The following is a 21,943-nucleotide window of genomic DNA, read 5'->3' as shown; positions in this document are numbered from 1 at the left end:
ACCCCCTATAAACCCCCTCTTATCCCCCTGTTATATCTCTATTATACTAGAATAAGGTACCCACTTGTTTATAACATGGTATCACCCTGATACCAGCGGTAGATTTCTCCAGATTCAATTGGTTTAAAGAGCTGCTTTATAATCACACTCACACAGTTAATCGAAAATCAATTTGCATCGAATACATAATTTTTTCTTTCATAAATTTTAAAAATAAAATCTATATACTACATTATAAAAGTCAGATCATGTAATAGTCGGTATCTCCAAACTTCCAAAAAAAGAAGATATTGATTCTTAACATGCTGTAGACAAATTGATCAGAACTAGCGTTAAGCATTATCGTGATGTAAAATAAAAAACTATATTTACTGCTGGAATAGACGAAACATTAGATTAAGTGATCGGAAATCATTTTTTAAAATTAAGATCATAAAACGATAAAAAAGTATATTAAATACGAATCAACCTATACAACTAAGCGCCAAACCAATAGAATAAGCATAAATGACAGGACCTGATTATATATACTATACTGATTTAATGGGCACAATGCTTTTTGCCATTTCAGGAGCCATGGCAGCTAATCGGAGAAAAATTGATATTTTCGGTGCAACTTTTACAGGATTTGTTACAGCAATAGGGGGCGGTTCACTGCGGGATGTTTTTCTAAACCTTCGTCCCATTTGGGTTGACGATGGGAATTATTTAATTGCTATACTAATCGGGGTTTTTCTATCAGCAGTCCTTAACGACAAATTAGATAGATTCTCCCGAACTTTAACACTTTTTGATGCCATGGGGATCGCTTTCTTTACTATTGTTGGCTTGCAGAAATCCATTACCTATGAAAGCTCTACAATTGCGGCTGTAATTCTAGGCATGTTTTCGGCTGTAATGGGAGGGGTCATCCGGGACACCCTTATGAATGAAACGCCACTAATTTTCAGAAAAGAAATTTACGCAACAGCTTGTTTATCAGGGGCTATACTTTACGTAACCTTACCTTATTTTGGACTTCCCGAGGGCATAAATGCTTTTTTAAGTGCATTGTTGATCTTTACAGTTCGAATCTTAGCCGTAAAATATAAATTCTCCCTTCCGATAGTGGGTGGATAAGGTGGAGAAATAATTAGAAAAGCGTTAATTATAACTAACGCTTTTTCTTTTGAAATGGAAATTTCATTTTATATCCAACACGGATCATCCCTTTAGAAATTGTATCCAGTTTTCCTTTCAACATTGTTTTTTTCAGTGTAGACAATTTATCAGTAAACAATTTCCCTTCGATATGATCATATTCATGTTGTACAACACGCGCTGCTAAACCGGATAAATCAATTTCGTGCTCCTCAAAGTTTTCATCCAAATAATTAATCTTAATATTCGGGTGCCTCAAAACATCCTCATTAATATCAGGAATACTTAAGCATCCTTCATTAAAGGCCCATTTCTCACCAGACTCTTCAACCATGATCGGATTAATGAAAACTTTCTTGAAAGCTGTCAACACTTCTTTCTCTTCTTCAATATCTTCAGCAAAAGGAGTTGCGTCGATTACAAAAAGACGAATTGGCAAACCAACTTGCGGGGCTGCTAACCCAACACCACTTGCAGCATACATGGTTTCAAACATATCTGCAATAAGTTGTTTCAAGTTTGGATAATCCTCATCTATTTCATCTGCTACCTTACGCAAAACTGGGTCTCCGTAAGCCACAATTGGAAGTTTCATACTTTATTTTTTTTGAAGGACAAAGATACGTATTAAAATTCAATCGAAAACCACAGTTTGTTTCTAATAAATCATATTTTTGTTATTCGAAAATGACAGATTCATACCATCAAATAGTAGAACGCTTTTGTAATGCATTACGAAAGAGCTTCGATTCAGAGATTTTAGTCTCCGAAAAATCCCCAGTATTTACAGTAATAACGGGAGAGGAGCTTCCTTTTAAAATTCATCTGTACGGATCTAATATCACGAAGCGGGTTTCAGAAGAAAATCAAAAAATCGTACATATTGATGAAGATATATTATTTAGCAAATATGCTATCATTCTAAAAAGAATACTGGCAATCGCCTTACATCAGAAAAAAGCTTACGCTAGAAATACCGTTGTAGCTCGTGTCGATAAAAAAAATACAATCGCATTCTTGGAAGAAAACCATTTGCAGGGGGCAATGCCAGGAAAATATCGGTACGGTCTTTTTTTAGAGGGTGAACTAGTTTCTCTTGCTGTATTTAGCGGAGGAAGAAAAATGCCTGAATTAAAGATTGAAAACTATCGGTCATTTGAACTCATCAGATTTTGCAATAAACTTGGTTATAATGTAGTAGGGGGAATCAGCAAATTGCTTAAAGCATTTATCAAAGATTTCAACCCTCAGGATATTATGACCTATACCGATAAGGATTGGAGTCAAGATTCTTCATTAGAAAAAATTGGTTTTGTCAAAAAATCAGAACTCGAACCCCTTAAATTTTGGGTAAATGGAACATCAAGAGTGCTCATTAGAGATGAAGACCAATATAAGAACCTACAAAAAGAATTTCCTGATGGCTACTTAAAAGAAAACTTGGGCAGTCTTAAACTGATTCTATCGATAAAATAAAATCATTTTTTGTATCTTGTCGATTAATCTAAACAGTAAATAATAAAATATATCACATGAAGAGAAAACTACGAATGGGTATGGTCGGAGGGGGCAACGATGCTTTCATCGGAGCTGTACACCGTATCGCGGCAAATATGGATGGTAAAATCGAACTTGTATGTGGTTCATTCAGCATCAATCCTGAAATCAACAAACAGTCTGCTGAAGATCTATTCATTCCAGAAAATCGTTGCTATGCAAATTATGAGGAAATGATTTTAAAAGAAAGCCAGCTTCCAGAAGGAGAGCGCATGGATTTCTTAACGATTGTTACGCCCAATTTCATGCATTATCCTCCTGCAAAAATGGCTTTGGAAAATGGTTTCAATGTTGTCATTGAAAAACCGATGACCTTAACATTAGAAGAAGCAAAATCTTTAGAAGAAATAATAAAAAGCACGAATAAAACACTTTGCTTAACACATACTTACTCCGGTTATCCGATGGTAAAACAAGCGAAAGCAATGGTTAAAGCTGGTCACTTTGGTAAAATCCGTAAAGTTGTTGTCGAATATCCTCAGGGATGGTTGAGTAAATTGACTGAGCGTGAAGGAAATGCCGGTGCGGCGTGGCGTGCTGATCCTACTAAATCTGGAAAATCTTTAGCGATGGGCGATATCGGCGTACACGCAGCTCACCTAGCAGAATATATCACAGGATTAAAAATTACAGAATTATGTGCCGACTTAACGACTTTTGTTGAGGGAAGACATTTAGATGATGACGGTTCTGTTTTATTGCGTTTTGAAGAAGGAGCAAAAGGAATGCTTTGGGCTTCACAAGTAGCAGCCGGAGAAGAGAATGCTTTACGCATTCGTATTTATGGTGAAAATGGCGGGTTAGAATGGGCTAACGAAGAGCCGAATAACTTAACAATCAAAATGTTAGGCGAACCTCGTCAAGTATTCCGTACCGGAAATGCGTATAATGCTCCAAATCAGTTAAGTTCATTTGCAACACACAATACGCGTATTCCATCTGGGCATCCAGAAGGTCTATTAGAGTCATTTGGTAATATTTACCGCAATTTTGCTCAAACTGTATCTGCGAAATTAGAAGGTAAGACACCAACGGCAGAAATGTTGGATTTCCCTCAAGTACACGAAGGTGTACGCGGCATGGCTTTTATAGAAAATGTTGTCAACAACAACAATGGTTCTGAAAAATGGACTAAATTTGTTGTGTGATAACTAAACAACAAACATTACTTTCTTCTTTGGCAATCTCATCTTTGCCAAGGGAGAAAGTCATCGTTATTTTAGGCCCTACAGCTTCTGGGAAAACAGCTCTAGCAGTCAAAATCGCAAAAGAAATCGGTGCCGAAATTATCAGTGCAGATTCCCGCCAGGTCTATCGTCAAATGGATATAGGTACTGGTAAAGATCTATCCGAATACGGCGATGTTCCTTATCATCTCATCAACATCTGTGATCCAGGAGAAAAATATCATCTAGGACAATTTATAGAAGATTTCCAACAAATCTATCAATCCCTATTGTTACAAAAAAAACGTATCATACTTTGCGGGGGCACTGGGCTCTACATTCAAAGTGTTATTCAAGGTAGTAAATATGTTAAAATTCCTAGCCAACCTGGTTTTAAAGAGGCTCTATATCAATTTGAAAGGGATGAACTTATCGATAGATTAGCCAGGTATAACAAACCCAATGATCTATTTATCGATTTATCCACTAAAAAGAGAATCATTCGCGGGATAGAAATTTTAGAATGGCTTAAGAATAATCCAGAAATGATACGTAATAATGAAAGTTTAGATTCCTTTGTAATAGGCTTAAATCCTGATGTATCCACAAGAAGAAAAAAGATCTCCAAAAGACTGGATCAAAGAATAGAGGCAGGACTTATTTTAGAGGTACAGGCATTATTGGAATCTGGTGTTAGTCATACAGAACTGCAATATTATGGTCTGGAATATAAATATATATCTAAATACCTATTAGGCGAATTAAACTACGAAGAGTTCTATAAAAAATTGGAAACAGAAATTCATCGCTATGCAAAAAGGCAGATGACTTATTTCCGTAAGATGGAAAAAGATGGCATTGTCATCAATTGGTTGGATTAAAAGTATCAGAGTTTATAAACAGAAAAAGGGTTGACCAGATGGATCAACCCTTTTTAATTTCTTTCGATTATAACTTGATTTCCTCGTCTTTAGCATTAAAGAAATGGAATTCCGTTAAATAATATGAAGTAACCGGAACAACTTTGATCCATTTTTGAAACTTCAAAAACCATTTTATTCTTTTTGAAATAAAGCCAGATTTAATAAAAGCGGCTATATAAGGATGTACACATAGTGATATTCCTTTTTCATTTTGTTCTTGAAGAATAAAACTTAAATTATTTTCAATATCATCCATCAGGACAATACTTGACCGGATCTCACCAGTACCATCACAAGCGGGACATTTCTCATTTGTAACGATATTCATTTCTGGTCTAACACGTTGACGCGTAATCTGCACTAATCCAAATTTACTTGGAGGCAAGATTGTGTGTCTCGCACGATCCGTGGCCATACATTCTTTCAAGAAGCTGTACAGCTCTTTGCGATGAGTAGGTTTATGCATATCGATAAAATCGACAACAACGATCCCGCCCATATCTCTTAAGCGCAATTGACGCGCAATTTCTTTTGCTGCTTCCATATTAACCAGGAGCGCATTATCCTCTTGGTTCTCTTTATTAGCAGAACGATTACCACTATTAACATCAACGACGTGAAGTGCTTCAGTGTGCTCGATTACGAGATAAGCACCACCTTGTAATGTAACAGTTTTTCCAAAAGCAGCCTTGATTTGTTTCTCAACCCCAAAATGGTCAAAAATTGGTTCTTTATGTTTATAAAGTTTTACAATTTTTTCTAGATCAGGAGAGATATCTTGGACATAAGATTTTGTCTCTTCATATATCACAGGATCATTTACATGAATATGTGTAAATTCATCTGTTAATAAATCGCGTAAGATGGTAGAAGCTCTATCCATTTCACCCAATACTTTTTGAGGAGGTTCTGCTGTCCGAAGTCGCTTGGTAAATATTTCCCACTTAGAGATTAGATCCAATAAATCCTTTTGTAGTTCGTCTACGCCTTTACCTTCAGACACCGTTCGGATAATAACTCCAAAATTAGGAGGTTTTATTCCTTCGACAATCTTCTTGAGACGTGTCCGCTCATTACTTCCTTTGATTCGTTTGGATATGGAAACCGCGCTTGAAAAAGGTACCAGTACGACAAATCTACCTGCAATAGATAGATCGGAGCTCAATCGAGGTCCTTTTGTTGATATTGGTTCTTTTGCGATTTGAACTGGTAAAAGCATGTTTTTGCTTAAGATATCAGATATCTTACCGGCCTTATCGATGTCCTTTTCAAGTTTTAAACTATTTAGCAGTTTCTCTTGATAACTGCCATTCTTTACTATTCGAGTAAGTTTTAGCAAAGATTGAACCTGAGGACCTAAGTCCAAATAGTGGAGAAAAGCATCTTTTTCGTATCCTACGTCTACAAATGCTGCATTTAATCCCGGCATAATTTTTTTGATTCGCCCAAGATAAATATCTCCAACTGAAAAATTATTGTTAACCGTTTCCCTATTTAGTTCAACAAGCTGCTTATCCTGTAGCAAAGCAATAGTAACTCCTTTTTCAGGAGTAGAATCGATAATTAATTCCTTTACCAACAGCTACATATTTACGATACAAATTAGCATACCCTGCTAACTTTGTTGTATCTGATTAAACCTTAAAGAACGTTTTTTTATAAAAAAAAACAATCTACACGTAATAAATTACGTGTAGATCATCAAACTTCAATGCGATTATTGCGTTATTTTCATGTCTCAACAACCTATTGGAGTCTTATACAAGAAAGACTATTTTTTCTTGTGTCTATTTTTTCTTAAACGTTTTTTACGTTTGTGAGTAGCCATTTTGTGTCTTTTTCTTTTTTTTCCGCTTGGCATAGCTAATTTTTTTTAAATGATTATAAACTAAATTAATTACTTACTCAACTCAGCGATCTTGCGATCGATAAATTGTGAAAGGGAAGGGTCAGCAGCTAGTTGTTTACTTTGTTTAAAAGCAGCAACCGCCTCACTTTTCATCCCAATATTTTCATAGCCTGTGGCTAAATAAAAGTAAGATTCCGCATCTGGTTTCAATTCAATAACTGTTTTGAAACGATCAATCGCTTTATCAAACTGGCGAGATTGTAATGAAAACAATCCCAAAGTTTTGTTTGCTTCTACATTTTTTGGATCTGCTTGAACCACTTCACGAAGTAAAGCAATTCCTGCCATCGGGTTATTAGTACCCGAAACCATAGCAGCTCCTAATCCTGTTTTCGCTTCTAAACTAGCAGTATTTAATTTCAACGCAGCTTCGTAAGAACGAATTGCATTTTGTGTTAAAGCCTGAGCTAAAGTAGAGTCTTGTAAATTTGTGTAAGCAGTACGATAAGAGTTACCCGCTTTCAACCAGTATTCATATTTTGGAGAAATTTTAGCCATTTCTTCATATATGAATCCTTGCGGAGCTGGCTTCGCCAAATCATCCCACTTTACAGCCAACTTTTGAAGTAAAGAAATCTTTTCTTCTCCAGATGCCTTTGCAATTTGGGTCTCAATATCGGAAATATCTTTGATTAAATTTGCATCTAATCCTTGTTTTGTCATTAACGATATGTTTTCCAAATTAATTTCGGAAGAAGATTGCTCCGTTTGAGCAGATTCTTCTTTCTCGTTCACCAAACCTTTGATAGGTTGTGCCAATAGTACCGCAACTAATGCTGCAACCACGCCTACTACTATAATCTGTTTGGTTTTTGCCATTTTTAATCTGTTTTTAAGATTATTTATTGCCGTTTTTTACTTTCTCAACAAATACTTTTGCCGGTTTGAAACTAGGAACGAAATGTTCAGGGATGATGATCGCTGTGTTTTTAGAAATGTTTCTAGCAGTTTTTTCAGCTCTTTTTTTAACAACAAAGCTACCAAAACCTCTTACGTATACATTTTCTCCACCCACCATTGCGTTTTTAACCACTTTGAAGAATGCCTCAACGGTCTCTTGAACATCTACCTTCTCTAAGCCTGTTTTGTTAGAGATTTCTGCAATAATTTCTGCTTTAGTCATATCAATTTTACTGTAATTATTTATTTCTCAACCTTTAACCAAATATACTTTGGGGTTGCAAAAGTATCTCTTTAAAATGACGTTTGGAAATAATTTAAACATTTTTTTTATTTTAAAATTATTCCAAAAGAGATCATTTACAACAGCTTAGCCATATTGCATCGCTAAACTCATTTTTCAAAGAAGCACAAAAATACACTTTATTACTGAAAATCAAACCTTTAATTTTATTTTTATCATTTCACGTGAAACAAATGATAAGCCTATGACTTAAATTTTAATCACAAATTACCTGTGCTATTTTTTTTAAATCATCGGCATTATGAAGACTGCTCAGCACAATTCTGTTTAATGGTGGATCTGTTTCCAAAGGATAAGGAAAACTTGAAATCAAAAATCCCTCTTTTACTAATTTTTGATAAAGTTCAGGGTTTGTGGAGCTGAAAACAGGAAAACTAGGAATATGACTTAGGCTATTGCCGATTAAGTCGCTAAATAGCTTGACATTCTGTTGGAGTTTATTGAATTCATCCGAATATATTTCCTGTGAATTTGTAAAAGCGTACATGAAAGCGGGAGAAGCAGGGGAGGCTCCAGTAAAAAAAGATGATTTACGAAACCTTTGAATCCACTTATTGGATGACAAGATGATACCCGCATCTGTTCCCATTCCTTTTGCCAAAGATGCAACGACTACGACATCAATTCCTGTATTATCAAACATAGACAATTCCGTAGAAACTTTATTTTTGCGAACCACACCGATTCCGTGCGAGTCATCGACTAAAAGCACGATCCTTTTATTGGGATCTATTTTTAGTAATGGACTAAAATCGTAGTGCTGGGGTGTTAAATTATCCAGTGCATTACTCACAATTACGAAAGACTCTTCTTTAGAGGCATTGATATGCTTTACCGCATCCTCCAGCCAAGAAGCCATAAGACCACTCACTCCGGGATTGACATCAAACCACAATGCTGGATGACTATTGGGAGCATATAGAAGTGTTCCTTGTAAAGCAAGTACCCTCACAACCAATTGTGCAGCCAAATAACCACTTGAAACTAGCATCGCATCTTCAAAGCCAAATCGTAAAGCTGCAGCCTCCTCGGCAATATCAAAAATACCAAGCTGAATATTATTATTACGGGAGGTTCCGTTATTCAGTCCATAAATAGAAATTCCTTGTTTATATACATCGATATAAGCCTCATTAACCAATAAGCCCAGATAGGAAGTTCCGCCAAAAAAAAGATACGTCCTTTCTTCATCACTGATCACCCGACCTGTTGGCTGATGCAAATGGGTAAAATCTTTCATTATCAATATTACACTATAAAATTACCGGGAAATAGACTCTGTTATAAATATTAGGTTGTTATCTCAAATAACAAAAAACACTACATATTGAGTTTGTAGTTGAGCGGGATATTAAATCTGAGCGAAACCGTAAAACCCTTCAGTGGACGATAATCCTGCTTGTCAGCGATTGAAAATCCATATCCAAAATCCAAGTCCAAAAGAGTGGCCATTGTAACACCCACTTTTGGTGTAAAGGTATATGGAGTGAATTCTGTCCGTACAAAAGGAGCAACTACCCAGGATTCAGGATAGAAAGACAGCGCCAGCTCAGGAATTACCGCAAACTTTTTCTGTGTCCATGTAAAATTAGCGGTAACATCTGTTTTTAAAATATTTTCACCGAGAAAAGCAAATGCAAAATACCCTCCTGTTTTTACAGCACTTCCTTTTTGATATTGATAACTAATTGTAGGACCATATAAGATCTCCTGAGCTTTTACCTGCATATTGAAGCTAAATAGCACAAGACAGATCAATTTAACAACAATACTTCTTCTCATAGAGTCTAATATAAATGAAAGTTTAAAGGAATATTGACTCCTAAGGATAAATTCACTCCTTTAATTTGTTTAAAATCTTTCTTGGTATTAATATCAAACCCATAACCTACTCCCAGATCAATGAGAGAGAAAAGACTGAGACCAACTTTTGGCGTTACCGTATACGGGGTCAATTCGGCTTTGACAAAAGGTAGTAGAACAAAATCATTGACATAATAAGTAAATCCCACCTCGGGAATTACGGTTGTTTTACCGCCCATCCAAGTGAAATTTGCACCAGCATCAATTTTCATATACTGCGACTCATTTGGTGCAAATAACCCCCAGGCAGATGCTTTCAAAAAACTTCCGCTCTGATATTGATAACCAATAGAAGGCCCAAATATCCAATTGTTATGTGCCGGTAATGGGTTCTTTTGCGCTGCCACACTTAGACAGGACAATACCCCAATAAGAATGAAAGCAAATCCTTTTATATTCATCTAGCTAAAATACAAAGTATAACCATTAATCAGTACCTCCAAAACAATTAATGTCTAAAATCGTTTGGTTTTATCATTAAAAAAGAATGGGAATCTGAGCTTAATTTTGCCTAGATACCCCCTGATATTTCTTTTAAAAGCAATCTTCTAACAAATAACTCACCAATATATACGGTGCTGTTCAAGGTCTTGTGCCTATTTTACGATGCAATGAATGGTAAGATTTATCTCCAAATGTTTGCATCAATACTTTGTTTTTGCGTTGCATTTAAATCCGGGAACAAATTAAATCCGGTCACTTTCTCTAATTCGGTTACAGTCATTTGATATTTTTCAAATTTGTTAGAACTTGGTGTTTCATTGTCCATCTTATAGGCAATGGTATAATAATTCTTTCCCTTTTTCATTGCTAGCGCTTTAAAATAATACTGAGGTTTGGCGATTTCTATGTTTTTATTATCGATGATATATTCAATCGCCGTGTTAGATTTTGTATTTGGCATCGCTCCTGTTACCACATATAGCGTATCACATTGTGCCGTCCATGTCCGCACTTTATTTTCTAGGTTTGCCCAGACACCCTGATTCAGTTTAGATGCCTGTGCGGTCATATTTGAAAAGTAAAACGTAGTCTTATTCTGAGCATTATTAAAATTTCTGTCCGCACTAGGCAACTGATGCCCTCTATCGTAACCTGAAGTACCAAAACCTTTAAATAAAGTGGGCTGAAACTCCATTGCTATAGCCGGGTCGTATTGCCAGTCATCGGTACGTTTGGCATTACCGAGATAACTACTGTGCAACGGGTAGGCAACCCAATAGGCCATTTTTTTCACCTTATCGTACAGCATGGTATAATTACGGCGTTTCGGATCATCAGGTAAAAAGTGCTGAATAAAAACCTCGTCCTTTTTCAACTTCGTTATTCCTGGAATTTCTAAGTAAGGTTGCATTGCGACAATGCCTCCATCAGAAATACCGTTATCAATTTTTACATCAAAAGAATAATGATTCGCTCTTTTCAGTTTATTTACTTTTGGTAGCTTCCAAGTAAACTTCGTGTTGTCTGAAGTTAAAAACTGTATGGTTTTTCCAGTAATATTTTCTCCTGGAAAAAGGAAGAATTCGACAAAAGCAGTCCCATCATGGTTGTTTATGACTTTTCCCTCAATATCTTTCTGACTGTCCTTGTTGACTGCTAACTTCCCTGTTACCAGATCAAAGGAGCCAAGCGTGTTTAGTTTCGGCATTACGACTTTCATCTCTTCATACCCGTGTTCATCTATATTGGCTACCGTTAATTTAATCGATATTTTTGATAATTGACGTTCAAATATAAGTGGAATATTATTGTTCTCTTTATTGATTGCCTTCGCATTTTTTGCGTACATGAGATCTATTTTCGCCTGATTAGACTGATCCGTTATATCAAGTATGTATTGATAATCGCTAATTACTTTAAAAGGATAATAGGCAATAAAATCTACCGATTTATCAGGTAAGAAAAGTTCATCTGTAGTTTGAAATATTGATCCGTTTATAAAAAACATATGATTATTAGTACCGTTGACAATGGAACTAGTCGATAATGGCATTCCTGACTCGATCATAAATATACCGATCTCATCTCCTTTTTGCCATGTAGTACCTATTGCTCTATTTTGATTCTCTTCAACGATCGTTGCTGTAAAGTGTACAGCGTTCTGATCTATTCTGATCTGGTTTTTACGACATGCGTATACAACCAAAAATGTTATAATAAAATAAACTACCTTCTTTAAAAATTTGGTCTTTGTAGTTCTGGTTTTTTTAATCATCCTAAAATATAGTAAGTATTAATTTTAGGGCGAAAATGGCTAATAAATTTAGATTAATGAACGTTTAGTAATGACTTTTAATCGATGAAACCACCAAAATTTTGTAGTTAATTGATTACTAGAGGTCTTAATTTAGCCGAAAAAACGATTTTAAAAGAATGATTGATTCAATCACAAATGTCCAAGTTACATATGAATTGCAAAAAATGTAAAACAAATCATTTGAGGATAAAAAAAAACGAATCAATCTCAAGTATCAAAAGCCGCGAAGAATAAAAAAGCCACTTTTCATAAAGAAAGTGGCTTTTTTACTGGAGGTGACCTCGGAGGGGCTCGAACCCTCGACCCATTGATTAAGAGTCAATTGCTCTACCAGCTGAGCTACAAAGTCAAGTCTATACTCAAATGTAACTTAGATTTTTTTTATATCAAACATAAAAATGAAAAAACAAGATATAATAATATAATCTTTTTAAGACATTCATTATCAAATTGAAAATCCATAAATGAAGTATATGAATTCGATAACAAATATAGACATGAACTCAAACTGCTGTTTTTAATCGCTAGCCTCAATCAGCCAAATTACGCATGAGGTATGAGCTTTTTGTGATTTCTATATTTTATTCGTCTTTTTCTTATATAGCTTAAAATTACCTTCTTTTCTATATTCTAACACATGCTCTTTACAATATCCCGTTAAATAAACGGAAAATTTATTGCTATCGTTTTTATCCAACTTCAATTCTGCCAATACCTCCGCCACACGTTTGGGTGTATTAAAAAAATCAGAGTGATAAACTAAATGATCCAACTTTTGTGTTGTTTCTATACGTCGTTTAGATTCAGGTTCGATTTTATATAGTGGCGTCAGATCCATGTTCTTCTCAAACAATGTTCTGGGCTGGATATTCAGTGCGCGGCAAATTAGCAAAAAATTATACATAGTCGTACCTTTTCCCTTTTCTACCGCAGCAATGGTATTAATGGTAAGGTCAGTCATATGTGCAACGTCCCTTTGCGTAAAATCTAATTCATCTCGACGCTCTCGAAATTTTTGACCAATATCCAGGATAATATCTTCATTTATTCTTGACACGTAACAAATAGAGTAAATATTTGCGCAAAATAAATACAAATAAAAAGCTGATTTAATTTGCGCAATTCCTTTTATAATATTACTTTTGTGTATATAAGGGAGAAATTACCTTTCGTCCTATGGTATATGTAACCAATTATGATCGATATGAAATATTCATCAAAACCTAGGATTCTCAAAAATTAAATGTTCTAAGGTGATATCAGCGCAGCGATATATTCACCGTTTTTGTTCTTTGACTTATTGGTATTGATAAAAAGAGGCTTCTTGTGAAGCCGTAAGGCAAGGGATAGTTCCACTCGCCAAATACACTGAAAACAACTTCGTATTTTTTCTTCATTAAAAAAAAAGATATTAATAATATGTTGCCAATTTCTGTTTTCCAAAGTCATACTTGGTAAATACATGGTTAGGGATCTTCTCATATTTGGTCTTGTTTGTTGTCCCTAATTTTTAAGTGATACACAACTATGTTTATGTTTATTTATCCTACGGGTTCATTAAGACTATAAATCAATTTTTCTTATTATTGCTTTTAAAGGGCACATTATAATTTAATAATAGATTTAGACAAATATCATAAGTTTACGTACCCATCATCTACCTTTGTAAACATTACGCTCACGACCTACACTCCTTTAGTAGCCCGGGAGAAGAGGTTCCTTGTGAAACCGCAAGATGAGAGCAAATGCTGCTCATTAAGTACATGGTCTACAAAAAACTTGCAATAACCTTTGTTCGTTAACTTTGTAAACTGATGGTACATACAGCAAAGGACTATAAAATTACATGTAAAAGTTCTTACAACAGTTGGATTATAATATGCAGAAAGCTGTGCTTTTATTGCATAGGAAGTCTAATTAATGAGGAAAAAAATGAAAGTAGTACACAACTAGGTTCTTACTAAGATAAGGAGACTTAAAATCTATAGCTGTAAATAAACTTTATAAAAACAGCCCTATAGAAGCACTGCGAAATCACTTCCATAATAAATTAGATATTAAAGACAAAATGAGGCTTCTTGTAAAGCCGTAGGGTGAGAGTTTAAGCTACTCACTAAATACTTTCCAATTTATTTTTTTCAAGCTGTAAAATCTGTATTAACTGTAACTTGCTAGAACAATAATGGGTTAACAATCTTTATGGGTTACTCATCCGATTTTTATAATGATTAACATCTTTTCTCTACCCATATATTAAGGTTAACTCAATCATTAGCTCCTGAACACAAGACTATTGGTTATGTATAAACAATAAGCTGGACTAACAAAATGAATAAATTACTACGTATATACAATCATGCACTATTTATAATTATGAGGTAAGAATATCAGCTTATAAGCAGGTTATTTATACGAATCAGCTATTAAAATATTTAGCGAGGCTGCTTGTACAGCCGTAGGGTGAGGACACTTGTCGCTCACTAAATACCTACCAAGAATTAAATTATTCAACGAAGATAAAGCTACATGTTGCTAGGGATATACAATTGAAGGTCTGCCATTACACTAAATTTGAACCGGTTTATTCATTAATATCTTCTTGGAGCGTTTATACAATATTGAATTTTGAGTTAAAACATCTTTTCACGAACGCTTTCAACATGATAAGGTCTTCACAAATTCTTTTAAGAAAATCGCAAAACGACTAAAACAAGATTACCGTCAATACCAATAAGTTCTATTCATAAATCTTTCAACTGAGGCAGCTTCATGGTTAAAATCGCCAGAAAAGAAGCTGCACGAAGTTGTTTCAAAAGTTTACCCACTAAATAAAACGAAATATGAACAAACTTTACAGTCAAAAAAACACTAAAAAACAACTTATCCAACTCAACAAAGGGATTGAAGCAGGATTAAATTATTTCTATGAGAAGTTTTATCCGTATTTCTACCTCCGCTCTAACCGTGCAACACGGGACACCTGTATTGCAGCTAGTATTGCACATGATGCTTTCTTAAGGTTATGGCTATCTCGGGAAAATATTCATTCTGAAGAAGATCTTTTGCATTTCCTAAAAATGCAAATTAAAAAGGCTATTCATATTTTTTATAGCAACCCCCGGAGCCGCTTTCACCGTAGCCTCCTCCAATTAGATTCTATCGACAATTATCAGGAATTTCTTGCTGGATATGAAGAAGATGATGACGCTCATGAAGACATAGTTTATCTTGATAAATTAGACAATGAAAAGAAGCATCAATTAGATAAACTAAACAAAGTACTGCCATTTTTAAATCTTGAACAGCAGTTATTCATTAAACTCAGTCTTCAGTACAGCTTCAATTATGAGCGCATTGCTTATTATTTAGGCGGAATATCAGATTATGAAGTGAGCCTAAAAGTAGAAAAAACGATTGAAGTTCTTCGTTCAATTTTAAATAGTTATGAAAAAATAAATAAGCCAACCTTAAATACGAAGATTGTTGCACAAGGAGAACTTACGGACGAACAGGTAGAAATTTTCCGCATGCGATATGAATTACAATTCTCTTTTGAACAAATATCAAAGCAATTGCATTTAAACACTACAGCTGTCAAAAAAATATTTATCGAGGCACACAGTAAAATAAAACCCCGCAAGAAGACTGCTTAAAATCCCTTTGTTATGGAAAAGAACACAACTATTTTAACTCGGAAAATACAGATTTATATCGATTGTGATGATAAAAAGAAAAGAGCCACATATTACGATAGGCTATATGATTGGCAAAACATAATATTTAGAGCATCCAATATTGTACTCTCCCATCAATTTCTGCAGGATAGCTTAAAAGATCTCATTTATCTAACTACTGAAGTGAAAGTAAAATTAGCAGACCGCAATACCGATGAAGAAGGAATATTGAATACATCAAGAATGAATACTACCTATCGGCTTCTTTCAGCTTATTTTAAAGGCGAAATACCGACCGATATCTTATCTACGCTCAATACAACATTATACAAAAATTTTCAATCGGATCGTAAAGCTTACTGGAAGGGAGAGCGCTCGTTAAGAACTTACAAAAAAGATATTCCTATTCCTTTTTCTTCAAAATCTATGAAATTAAGTAATGATGAACAAGGGCGAGATTTTAAAATTTCTTTATTTAAACTTCCTTTTCGAACTTATCTTGGTAAAGATAGGTCTGATAAACGCATACTGTTACAAAGGGTACTGGTCGGGCAGATTAAGGCTTGTTCTAGCGCTATAAAGGTTATAAAAGGTAAAATATTTCTTCTATTATCATTAGAAATGCCTCAAAAAGACCATGTTCTGCAGGAGCATCTTATTGCAGAAGCATCGCTATCTATTGAACATCCTATTTCAGTGAGTATAGATAAAGATTGCTACCAAATCGGGACAAAAGAAGAGTTTTTATACCGTCGTATTGCTATTCAAGCGGCAAGACATAGACTACAAAAAGCCATATCTTATAATAGAGGTGGCAATGGCCGTAAAAGAAAACTCAAAAGTCTAGATCATTATAATCAGAAAGAAAAGAATTATGTTGATAGTAGACTACATCTCTATAGCAGAAGACTCATTGATATCTGTATCAAATCTCAGGCAGGAACACTTCTTCTAGTCAATCAATCCAACAAAGAGGAGATCGCCAAGGAGGATGAATTCTTACTCCGCAACTGGAGCTATTACGGCCTTATTGAAAAGATCAAATATAAAGCTAAAATGGCCGGTATTAATGTTATTATAGAATAGTTTACAGTCTACAGTACATTAAAAAGAAAGAAAAATACAATCTAGAAATGTAAAAACTTACTGCGAAAACGCTACCGGACTAGGCGAAATCTAAAAACTGGTACATCATGAATTTCATGCGGGACAATACCTTTGTTTCAAAATTTAAAACTATGGATATTCAAAATGTGCTCCGGTATATTGTGCAGCAAGATGAACTGCATGCCAGATGGTTGAATACACTTTCTTTTATGGAAAACGCTGGCGCAAGAAAAATATCGCAATGTGAACACCCTACAGAAGTTAGTATCATACAGCTCAAACATGCGGCAGAGGAGCATAGGCATGCTTATTACCTGAAAAAACAAATCGGTAAACTTGGAACAGCCATCTGCTCGACCTATGAGGATAAATATTTAATCGCTCCAGTATACACAAAACAATACCTGCATCAATTAGATATTAAATCTTGTCGCTACCTCAAAGAAACTTTTAATCTAAGCGGCGCAGCTCTTAAGCATGCCGCTTACCTATTTGTTACTTACGCCATTGAGGTCCGTGCCGACGAGCTATATCCCATATACCAGCATACGCTTGATACAATGAAAAGCAAGGTTATGGTCAAATCTATAATTCTTGAAGAGGAAGGGCATCTGGAGGAAATGATTGATCAACTGGCGCAGTTTTCTCCACAATGGGAGCAGTATGCCAACAATGTACAGGCTATAGAGCGAGCCTTACATACAGAATGGATCAGCGCAATAGCAAGTCAATTAAACTAATGTCCGACGATGTACAGTACATGGGATAAACTGCTATTGCAAAGAAAAGAGTCCGCATCACTTCGAAAGCTCAGCATAAATGCCAGTGAGACCGATTTCCTGAGCAATGACTATTTGGGCATGGCCAGGAATAAAGTTTTCCATAAGAAGATGCTAGAAACCATACAGTCAGACCCCACAATACTTGCAGGTAGCACTGGTTCAAGACTCATCAGTGGTCAATCGGCAGAGGTGCATGAAACAGAATCTATTCTTGAACAAAAGCATCGTACCGAATCAGCTTTACTATTCGCATCGGGATATGCGGCCAACCTCACTTTATTCTCTTGTCTACCGCAGCGGCAAGACACCATTATTGTAGATGAGTATATACACCGTTCTGTGCACGACGGCTGTGTTATGTCTAAAGCTATAAAATGGAAATTTAGACATAATAATCTTGAAGATCTAGAAGCCAAGTTAAAAAGAGCCAGGGGACTTTGCTTTGTGGCTGTTGAAAGCCTATATTCCATGGAAGGAGATTTTGCCCCTTTAACAGAAATCGCCAAATTGACCGATAAATATGGAGCATCTCTCATCGTCGATGAAGCACATGCATTTGGTGTATTTGGCTATGGCCTTGTCCATCAATTGGGTTTACAAAACAGCGTATTTGCAACTTTGATCACTTATGGTAAGGCTATGGGATCACATGGGGCAGCACTACTCTGCAGTAAACTTATCAAAACTTACCTCATCAATTTTGGCTCTCCCTTTATATACAGTACAGCCCTTCCAGATCTTATCTGGAGACAGATTCGTATGGGATATGAATTTCTTGACAATCATCCTGCCTTAGCTTCAAATTTAAGGCACAACATTCGCCTATTCCGAACACAGCAGGTACCCACAATATCAGGCACAGATAGTCCGATACAATCGCTTATAGTTCCTGACAACAAACAGTTGTTGAACTTAAAGAACTCCCTGTCTGAAAAAGGATTACAAACCTATGCTGTTTTTTCACCAACAGTAAAATTAGGAACAGAACGTTTACGTATTTGCCTACACACATTTAATCAGAAAAACGATATTCTCTTGCTAACACAAAGCATAAAATCGAGTCTTGACTTATAGAGAAAGAAACATATCAAAATACTCGTTTTGAGTCCCAAACCAAATAGAATTAAAATAAAAAACAATATGAAAGAACAGATTTTTGTAACGGGAATTGGAACAGAAATTGGCAAAACCGTCTGTTCCGCTATATTAACTCAATATCTAAAAGCGGATTATTGGAAACCTGTCCAATCTGGAGATTTACATGCCACAGACAGCATGCGCATATATGATCTCCTTCAAGGTGATGTCCGTATCCATCCCGAACGATATAAGTTACAACTAGCTGCATCTCCACACAAGTCCGCTTTATTAGAAAACACATCGATATCGCTCGAAGATTTTAAAATTCCCGAGACGACAAATAATCTTGTTATAGAAGGTGCTGGTGGCTTATTTGTCCCACTCAGTGACACCTGTTATATCATTGATTTAATACAAGCCTTAACAATTCCAGTCGCGCTGGTTATCAAAGATTATTTAGGGTGCATTAATCATAGTTTACTATCAATAAATGCCATAAAGCAGAGAAATATAGATTTAAAATACTTGATATTTAACGGTGGTATCGATACCGATAGCGAAAGGGTGATCTCCCTCCAAATACCTGAACATACGCAAATTATTCATATCCCGCAGCTAGAAACAGTAACGGCAGAAGCTGTACGAAAAATAACCGATCCATTTAACTCTTAAAGCAATTTAATAACAGATGAAAACTACAATCCGAAATAACTGGACCAAGCAAGAAATTCAACAGATCTATGACCAACCTCTTATGGAGCTCATTTATCACGCCGCTTCGGTTCACCGCGAATATCATAATGCCGCTGAAGTACAGGTGTGCACCTTACTATCTGTAAAGACAGGCGGATGTCCAGAAGATTGTTCATACTGTGGCCAGGCCGCACGCTATCACACCGATATAAAAGTACAGGCCCTCTTACCCACACAAACCGTGATCGAGCATGCTCAAAAGGCAAAAAATAATGGTTCTACCCGATTTTGTATGGCGGCCGCTTGGAGAGAAGTTCGTGACAATCGTGATTTTGACCGTATTATAGATATGGTAAAAGGCGTAAATGATCTAGGTCTTGAGGTCTGCTGTACATTGGGAATGCTAACGGAACAGCAGGCTATTCGGCTTCAGGAGGCAGGCCTACATGCCTATAATCATAACCTAGATACCTCTGAACAGTATTATGATGGGATCATCTCTACCCGCACGTTTGATAACCGCATCAATACCATCAACCATGTGCGTAAGGCTGGAATAACCGTTTGTTCAGGGGGTATCATAGGTCTAGGTGAGTCACACATTGACCGGATAGCGATGCTTTTAACATTGGCGACTATGCCCAAGCATCCTGAATCTGTACCGGTCAATGCACTCGCACGTGTTAAGGGAACCCCATTGGAAAACAATGCCAAAGTTGATATCTGGGATATGGTCAGAATGATCGCTACAGCCCGTATAGTGATGCCAAAATCAATGGTTAGGTTAAGTGCCGGCCGTATAGAGATGAATGAAACAGAACAAGCCTGGTGTTTTATGGCGGGTGCCAATTCCATTTTTACAGGTGAACGAGAGACATTACTGGTCACTCCAAATCCAGGAGTATCTGAGGACATGAAAATGTTCCAGACACTGGGATTAAAACCGATGGTCAAACACATGAAGGACGAAGCATGCACAGCACATTAAAAGAACGGGACAAGAACGTTAACTGGCATCCTTACACGCAAATGAAGGGTGCATCGGACATCATCCCTATCATTCGGGGCGAAGGGACATATCTATATGATGATCTAGGTAACCGATATATCGATGCTGTATCGTCCTGGTGGGTAACTTTACATGGGCATGCCCACCCCTATATTGCAGCCCGTGTTTCTAAACAGTTAAATACGCTGGAGCAGGTTATATTTGCAGGATTTACACATGAACCAGCTATTCAATTAGCTGAAAACTTACTAAAACTACTTCCTAATAATCAACAAAAAGTATTCTATACCGATAATGGATCTACTGCTGTCGAGGTTGCCTTAAAGATGTGCATACAGTACCATGCAAACAAAGGTCAAAAGAAATCAAAAATTCTAGCCTTCCGCAATGCTTACCATGGTGATACTTTTGGAGCGATGTCAGTGAGTGCCAGAGGGGTATGGACAGAGCCATTCGGACATCTGCTTTTTGATGTTATTTTTATAGACGTTCCCACAAATAAAAATATTGAATTCCTATGTCAGGAAATTGATAAACACGCGACAGAGGTCGCTTGTTTCATCTACGAACCGCTGGTACAGGGGGCAGCAGGAATGTTGATGCATAAACCAGAACACTTGAGTACATTAATGAACTATTGTCGTTCTAAGGGAATCTTAATGATTCAAGATGAAATTTTTGTCGGTTTTGGCCGCACAGGAAAATTGTTTGCAGCAGATTATCTGTCTGAATCACCAGATATCATGTGTTTTTCCAAAGGTTTAACAGGTGGAACTATGCCATTGGGTATTACAACTTGCTCCAATACGATCTATGAAGCTTTCTATTCGGATGAAAAACAACGGGCATTATTTCACGGTCATTCTTTTACCGCAAGCCCTTTAGCTTGTACAGCGGCACTGGCAAGCATGGAGTTATTATTAAATAAAGAAACTTTAGCCCGTATTACAAACATCACAAGGAAACACAGCATCTTTCTTACTAAGATCAAAAATGAGCCTAAGATTAAGCATGTTAGACAAACGGGAACAATAATGGCAATCGAATTAAAACAGCGTGAAGAAACATCTTATTTTAGTAATATAAATGAAATTGTATATCCCTATTTCTTACAGCGAGGTATATTAATAAGACCATTAGGCAATATTATTTACCTTGTTCCTCCTTACTGCATTAGCGACGCGGATCTTGATTATATTTATGAAGTCATTACCGATGCTTTATCTTTATAAATCGGATATTAAAAGCGAAAAGAACGAATTACAATCTTTTTTACTTTTGGGTCACTTATTTCCCAATATGTCCAAATTTTGATAAATAAGAAGGTGAGAATTTTCACCTTCTAATAGAAATATAACCCAATTTGTCCTTCTGTCTCTAGTAAAAGCCAATTAATATTGGAATAGTATCGTCAAGTAAATCTTACGAATATGGCATATAAGGCCCTTCAAATAGCTCTATCTATTTTGATCATATACCGATAATACACAGATCGTATCAATTCACTCTTAGTCTGCACAAGAAATAATTCCATGCGATGCACTGCTAACTATGGTATGAATAACCGCTGCTTTTG

Annotated in this window: 20 protein-coding genes and 1 tRNA gene; 11 read left to right on the top strand and 10 right to left on the bottom strand. The window is 36.0% G+C overall.

The features are described from left to right. The first annotated feature begins 507 nt into the window (after positions 1-507). A complete protein-coding gene (locus ACFS6I_RS20065; RefSeq protein ID WP_380923277.1) occupies positions 508-1,119 on the top strand; it encodes a trimeric intracellular cation channel family protein in 612 nt (203 codons plus the stop codon). Positions 1,120-1,153: 34 nt separating this feature from the next. Here the strand turns inward: ACFS6I_RS20065 and def are convergent, their stop codons facing one another. Then, a complete protein-coding gene (gene def, locus ACFS6I_RS20060; RefSeq protein ID WP_021191933.1) occupies positions 1,154-1,735 on the bottom strand; it encodes a peptide deformylase in 582 nt (193 codons plus the stop codon). Between the two features lie 92 nt (positions 1,736-1,827). Between def and ACFS6I_RS20055 the strand changes: the two genes are divergently transcribed. The 3 genes from ACFS6I_RS20055 to miaA are packed head-to-tail and all read left to right on the top strand — an operon-like array spanning position 1,828 to position 4,744. Beyond that, positions 1,828-2,616 carry a hypothetical protein gene (locus tag ACFS6I_RS20055; RefSeq protein WP_380923275.1) on the top strand — a complete coding sequence of 263 codons (789 nt, stop codon included), beginning with the start codon at positions 1,828-1,830 and terminating at the stop codon, positions 2,614-2,616. A 56-nt stretch (positions 2,617-2,672) separates the two neighbouring features. Beyond that, positions 2,673-3,845, top strand: a complete 1,173-nt coding sequence (locus ACFS6I_RS20050) for a Gfo/Idh/MocA family protein (RefSeq protein WP_380923273.1) — start codon at positions 2,673-2,675, stop codon at positions 3,843-3,845. Beyond that, positions 3,842-4,744 carry a tRNA (adenosine(37)-N6)-dimethylallyltransferase MiaA gene (gene miaA, locus ACFS6I_RS20045; RefSeq protein ID WP_380923271.1) on the top strand — a complete coding sequence of 301 codons (903 nt, stop codon included), beginning with the start codon at positions 3,842-3,844 and terminating at the stop codon, positions 4,742-4,744. The genes ACFS6I_RS20050 and miaA overlap by 4 nt, the downstream gene beginning before the upstream one ends. Before the next feature lie 67 nt (positions 4,745-4,811). On the opposite strand, the gene ACFS6I_RS20040 is transcribed toward miaA, so the two are convergent. The 9 genes from ACFS6I_RS20040 to ACFS6I_RS20000 all read right to left on the bottom strand — a co-directional run bounded on the left by ACFS6I_RS20040 (position 4,812) and on the right by ACFS6I_RS20000 (position 13,079). Next, on the bottom strand, positions 4,812-6,365 hold the full coding sequence (locus ACFS6I_RS20040) for an Rne/Rng family ribonuclease (RefSeq protein WP_021189239.1): 1,554 nt from the start codon (positions 6,363-6,365) through the stop codon (positions 4,812-4,814). A gap of 318 nt (positions 6,366-6,683) precedes the next feature. Beyond that, the gene (locus ACFS6I_RS20035) at positions 6,684-7,514 is read right to left on the bottom strand and encodes a tetratricopeptide repeat protein (RefSeq protein WP_021189240.1); all 831 of its coding nucleotides are present in this window, start codon (positions 7,512-7,514) and stop codon (positions 6,684-6,686) included. A 19-nt stretch (positions 7,515-7,533) separates the two neighbouring features. After that, positions 7,534-7,818 (bottom strand): HU family DNA-binding protein, encoded by a 285-nt coding sequence (locus tag ACFS6I_RS20030; RefSeq protein ID WP_021189241.1) that lies wholly within the window; start codon positions 7,816-7,818, stop codon positions 7,534-7,536. A 277-nt stretch (positions 7,819-8,095) separates the two neighbouring features. Next, positions 8,096-9,139 carry an aminotransferase class I/II-fold pyridoxal phosphate-dependent enzyme gene (locus ACFS6I_RS20025; RefSeq protein ID WP_380923268.1) on the bottom strand — a complete coding sequence of 348 codons (1,044 nt, stop codon included), beginning with the start codon at positions 9,137-9,139 and terminating at the stop codon, positions 8,096-8,098. An 80-nt stretch (positions 9,140-9,219) separates the two neighbouring features. Further along, positions 9,220-9,681, bottom strand: coding sequence for a hypothetical protein (locus tag ACFS6I_RS20020; RefSeq protein WP_380923266.1), 462 nt, complete (start codon positions 9,679-9,681; stop codon positions 9,220-9,222). 5 nt (positions 9,682-9,686) lie between these two features. Continuing rightward, a complete protein-coding gene (locus ACFS6I_RS20015; RefSeq protein ID WP_021189244.1) occupies positions 9,687-10,163 on the bottom strand; it encodes a hypothetical protein in 477 nt (158 codons plus the stop codon). Between the two features lie 224 nt (positions 10,164-10,387). Continuing rightward, positions 10,388-11,980 (bottom strand): DNA/RNA non-specific endonuclease, encoded by a 1,593-nt coding sequence (locus tag ACFS6I_RS20010; RefSeq protein ID WP_380923264.1) that lies wholly within the window; start codon positions 11,978-11,980, stop codon positions 10,388-10,390. A gap of 318 nt (positions 11,981-12,298) precedes the next feature. Next, positions 12,299-12,371 (bottom strand) — tRNA-Lys (locus ACFS6I_RS20005). Between the two features lie 225 nt (positions 12,372-12,596). After that, positions 12,597-13,079, bottom strand: a complete 483-nt coding sequence (locus tag ACFS6I_RS20000) for a helix-turn-helix domain-containing protein (RefSeq protein ID WP_380923262.1) — start codon at positions 13,077-13,079, stop codon at positions 12,597-12,599. Between the two features lie 1,783 nt (positions 13,080-14,862). On the opposite strand from ACFS6I_RS20000, the gene ACFS6I_RS19995 reads away from it, so the two are divergent. The 7 genes from ACFS6I_RS19995 to bioA all read left to right on the top strand — a co-directional run bounded on the left by ACFS6I_RS19995 (position 14,863) and on the right by bioA (position 21,599). Further along, the gene (locus tag ACFS6I_RS19995) at positions 14,863-15,675 is read left to right on the top strand and encodes a hypothetical protein (protein ID WP_380923260.1); all 813 of its coding nucleotides are present in this window, start codon (positions 14,863-14,865) and stop codon (positions 15,673-15,675) included. Positions 15,676-15,687: 12 nt separating this feature from the next. Then, positions 15,688-16,782: a hypothetical protein gene (locus ACFS6I_RS19990; protein ID WP_380923258.1), complete on the top strand. Its 1,095-nt coding sequence runs from the start codon at positions 15,688-15,690 to the stop codon at positions 16,780-16,782. A gap of 152 nt (positions 16,783-16,934) precedes the next feature. Beyond that, entirely contained in the window at positions 16,935-17,543 is a 609-nt protein-coding gene (locus ACFS6I_RS19985; protein ID WP_380923256.1) for a hypothetical protein, read from the top strand. Positions 17,544-17,552: 9 nt separating this feature from the next. After that, a complete protein-coding gene (locus tag ACFS6I_RS19980) occupies positions 17,553-18,659 on the top strand; it encodes an aminotransferase class I/II-fold pyridoxal phosphate-dependent enzyme (protein ID WP_380923254.1) in 1,107 nt (368 codons plus the stop codon). Between the two features lie 27 nt (positions 18,660-18,686). After that, positions 18,687-19,337: a dethiobiotin synthase gene (gene bioD, locus ACFS6I_RS19975; protein ID WP_380923252.1), complete on the top strand. Its 651-nt coding sequence runs from the start codon at positions 18,687-18,689 to the stop codon at positions 19,335-19,337. 16 nt (positions 19,338-19,353) lie between these two features. Beyond that, positions 19,354-20,346: a biotin synthase BioB gene (gene bioB / locus ACFS6I_RS19970; protein ID WP_380923250.1), complete on the top strand. Its 993-nt coding sequence runs from the start codon at positions 19,354-19,356 to the stop codon at positions 20,344-20,346. Beyond that, positions 20,331-21,599, top strand: a complete 1,269-nt coding sequence (gene bioA / locus ACFS6I_RS19965) for an adenosylmethionine--8-amino-7-oxononanoate transaminase (RefSeq protein ID WP_380923248.1) — start codon at positions 20,331-20,333, stop codon at positions 21,597-21,599. Before bioB ends, bioA begins: the two co-directional genes overlap by 16 nt. Positions 21,600-21,943 lie beyond the last annotated feature (344 nt).

Origin of the sequence: Sphingobacterium anhuiense, from assembly GCF_042686355.1 — a bacterium.
Taxonomy (GTDB): Bacteria; Bacteroidota; Bacteroidia; order Sphingobacteriales; family Sphingobacteriaceae; genus Sphingobacterium; species Sphingobacterium anhuiense.
Note: the sequence above shows the minus strand (reverse complement) of the source record. Positions and strands in the feature narration are given on the sequence as shown.

What these genes read in the sequence shown, in the direction of transcription:
- ACFS6I_RS20035 (WP_021189240.1), bottom strand. Translation starts at nt 7,514, where the DNA reads ATGGCAAAAACCAAACAGATTATAGTAGTAGGCGTGGTTGCAGCATTA.
- ACFS6I_RS20015 (WP_021189244.1), bottom strand. Translation starts at nt 10,163, where the DNA reads ATGAATATAAAAGGATTTGCTTTCATTCTTATTGGGGTATTGTCCTGT.
- ACFS6I_RS20050 (WP_380923273.1), top strand. Translation starts at nt 2,673, where the DNA reads ATGAAGAGAAAACTACGAATGGGTATGGTCGGAGGGGGCAACGATGCT.
- def (WP_021191933.1), bottom strand. Translation starts at nt 1,735, where the DNA reads ATGAAACTTCCAATTGTGGCTTACGGAGACCCAGTTTTGCGTAAGGTA.
- ACFS6I_RS19980 (WP_380923254.1), top strand. Translation starts at nt 17,553, where the DNA reads ATGTACAGTACATGGGATAAACTGCTATTGCAAAGAAAAGAGTCCGCA.
- ACFS6I_RS20010 (WP_380923264.1), bottom strand. Translation starts at nt 11,980, where the DNA reads ATGATTAAAAAAACCAGAACTACAAAGACCAAATTTTTAAAGAAGGTA.
- ACFS6I_RS19990 (WP_380923258.1), top strand. Translation starts at nt 15,688, where the DNA reads ATGGAAAAGAACACAACTATTTTAACTCGGAAAATACAGATTTATATC.
- ACFS6I_RS19995 (WP_380923260.1), top strand. Translation starts at nt 14,863, where the DNA reads ATGAACAAACTTTACAGTCAAAAAAACACTAAAAAACAACTTATCCAA.
- ACFS6I_RS19985 (WP_380923256.1), top strand. Translation starts at nt 16,935, where the DNA reads ATGGATATTCAAAATGTGCTCCGGTATATTGTGCAGCAAGATGAACTG.
- bioB (WP_380923250.1), top strand. Translation starts at nt 19,354, where the DNA reads ATGAAAACTACAATCCGAAATAACTGGACCAAGCAAGAAATTCAACAG.
- bioA (WP_380923248.1), top strand. Translation starts at nt 20,331, where the DNA reads ATGCACAGCACATTAAAAGAACGGGACAAGAACGTTAACTGGCATCCT.
- ACFS6I_RS20025 (WP_380923268.1), bottom strand. Translation starts at nt 9,139, where the DNA reads ATGAAAGATTTTACCCATTTGCATCAGCCAACAGGTCGGGTGATCAGT.
- ACFS6I_RS20055 (WP_380923275.1), top strand. Translation starts at nt 1,828, where the DNA reads ATGACAGATTCATACCATCAAATAGTAGAACGCTTTTGTAATGCATTA.
- ACFS6I_RS20020 (WP_380923266.1), bottom strand. Translation starts at nt 9,681, where the DNA reads ATGAGAAGAAGTATTGTTGTTAAATTGATCTGTCTTGTGCTATTTAGC.
- ACFS6I_RS20030 (WP_021189241.1), bottom strand. Translation starts at nt 7,818, where the DNA reads ATGACTAAAGCAGAAATTATTGCAGAAATCTCTAACAAAACAGGCTTA.
- ACFS6I_RS20065 (WP_380923277.1), top strand. Translation starts at nt 508, where the DNA reads ATGACAGGACCTGATTATATATACTATACTGATTTAATGGGCACAATG.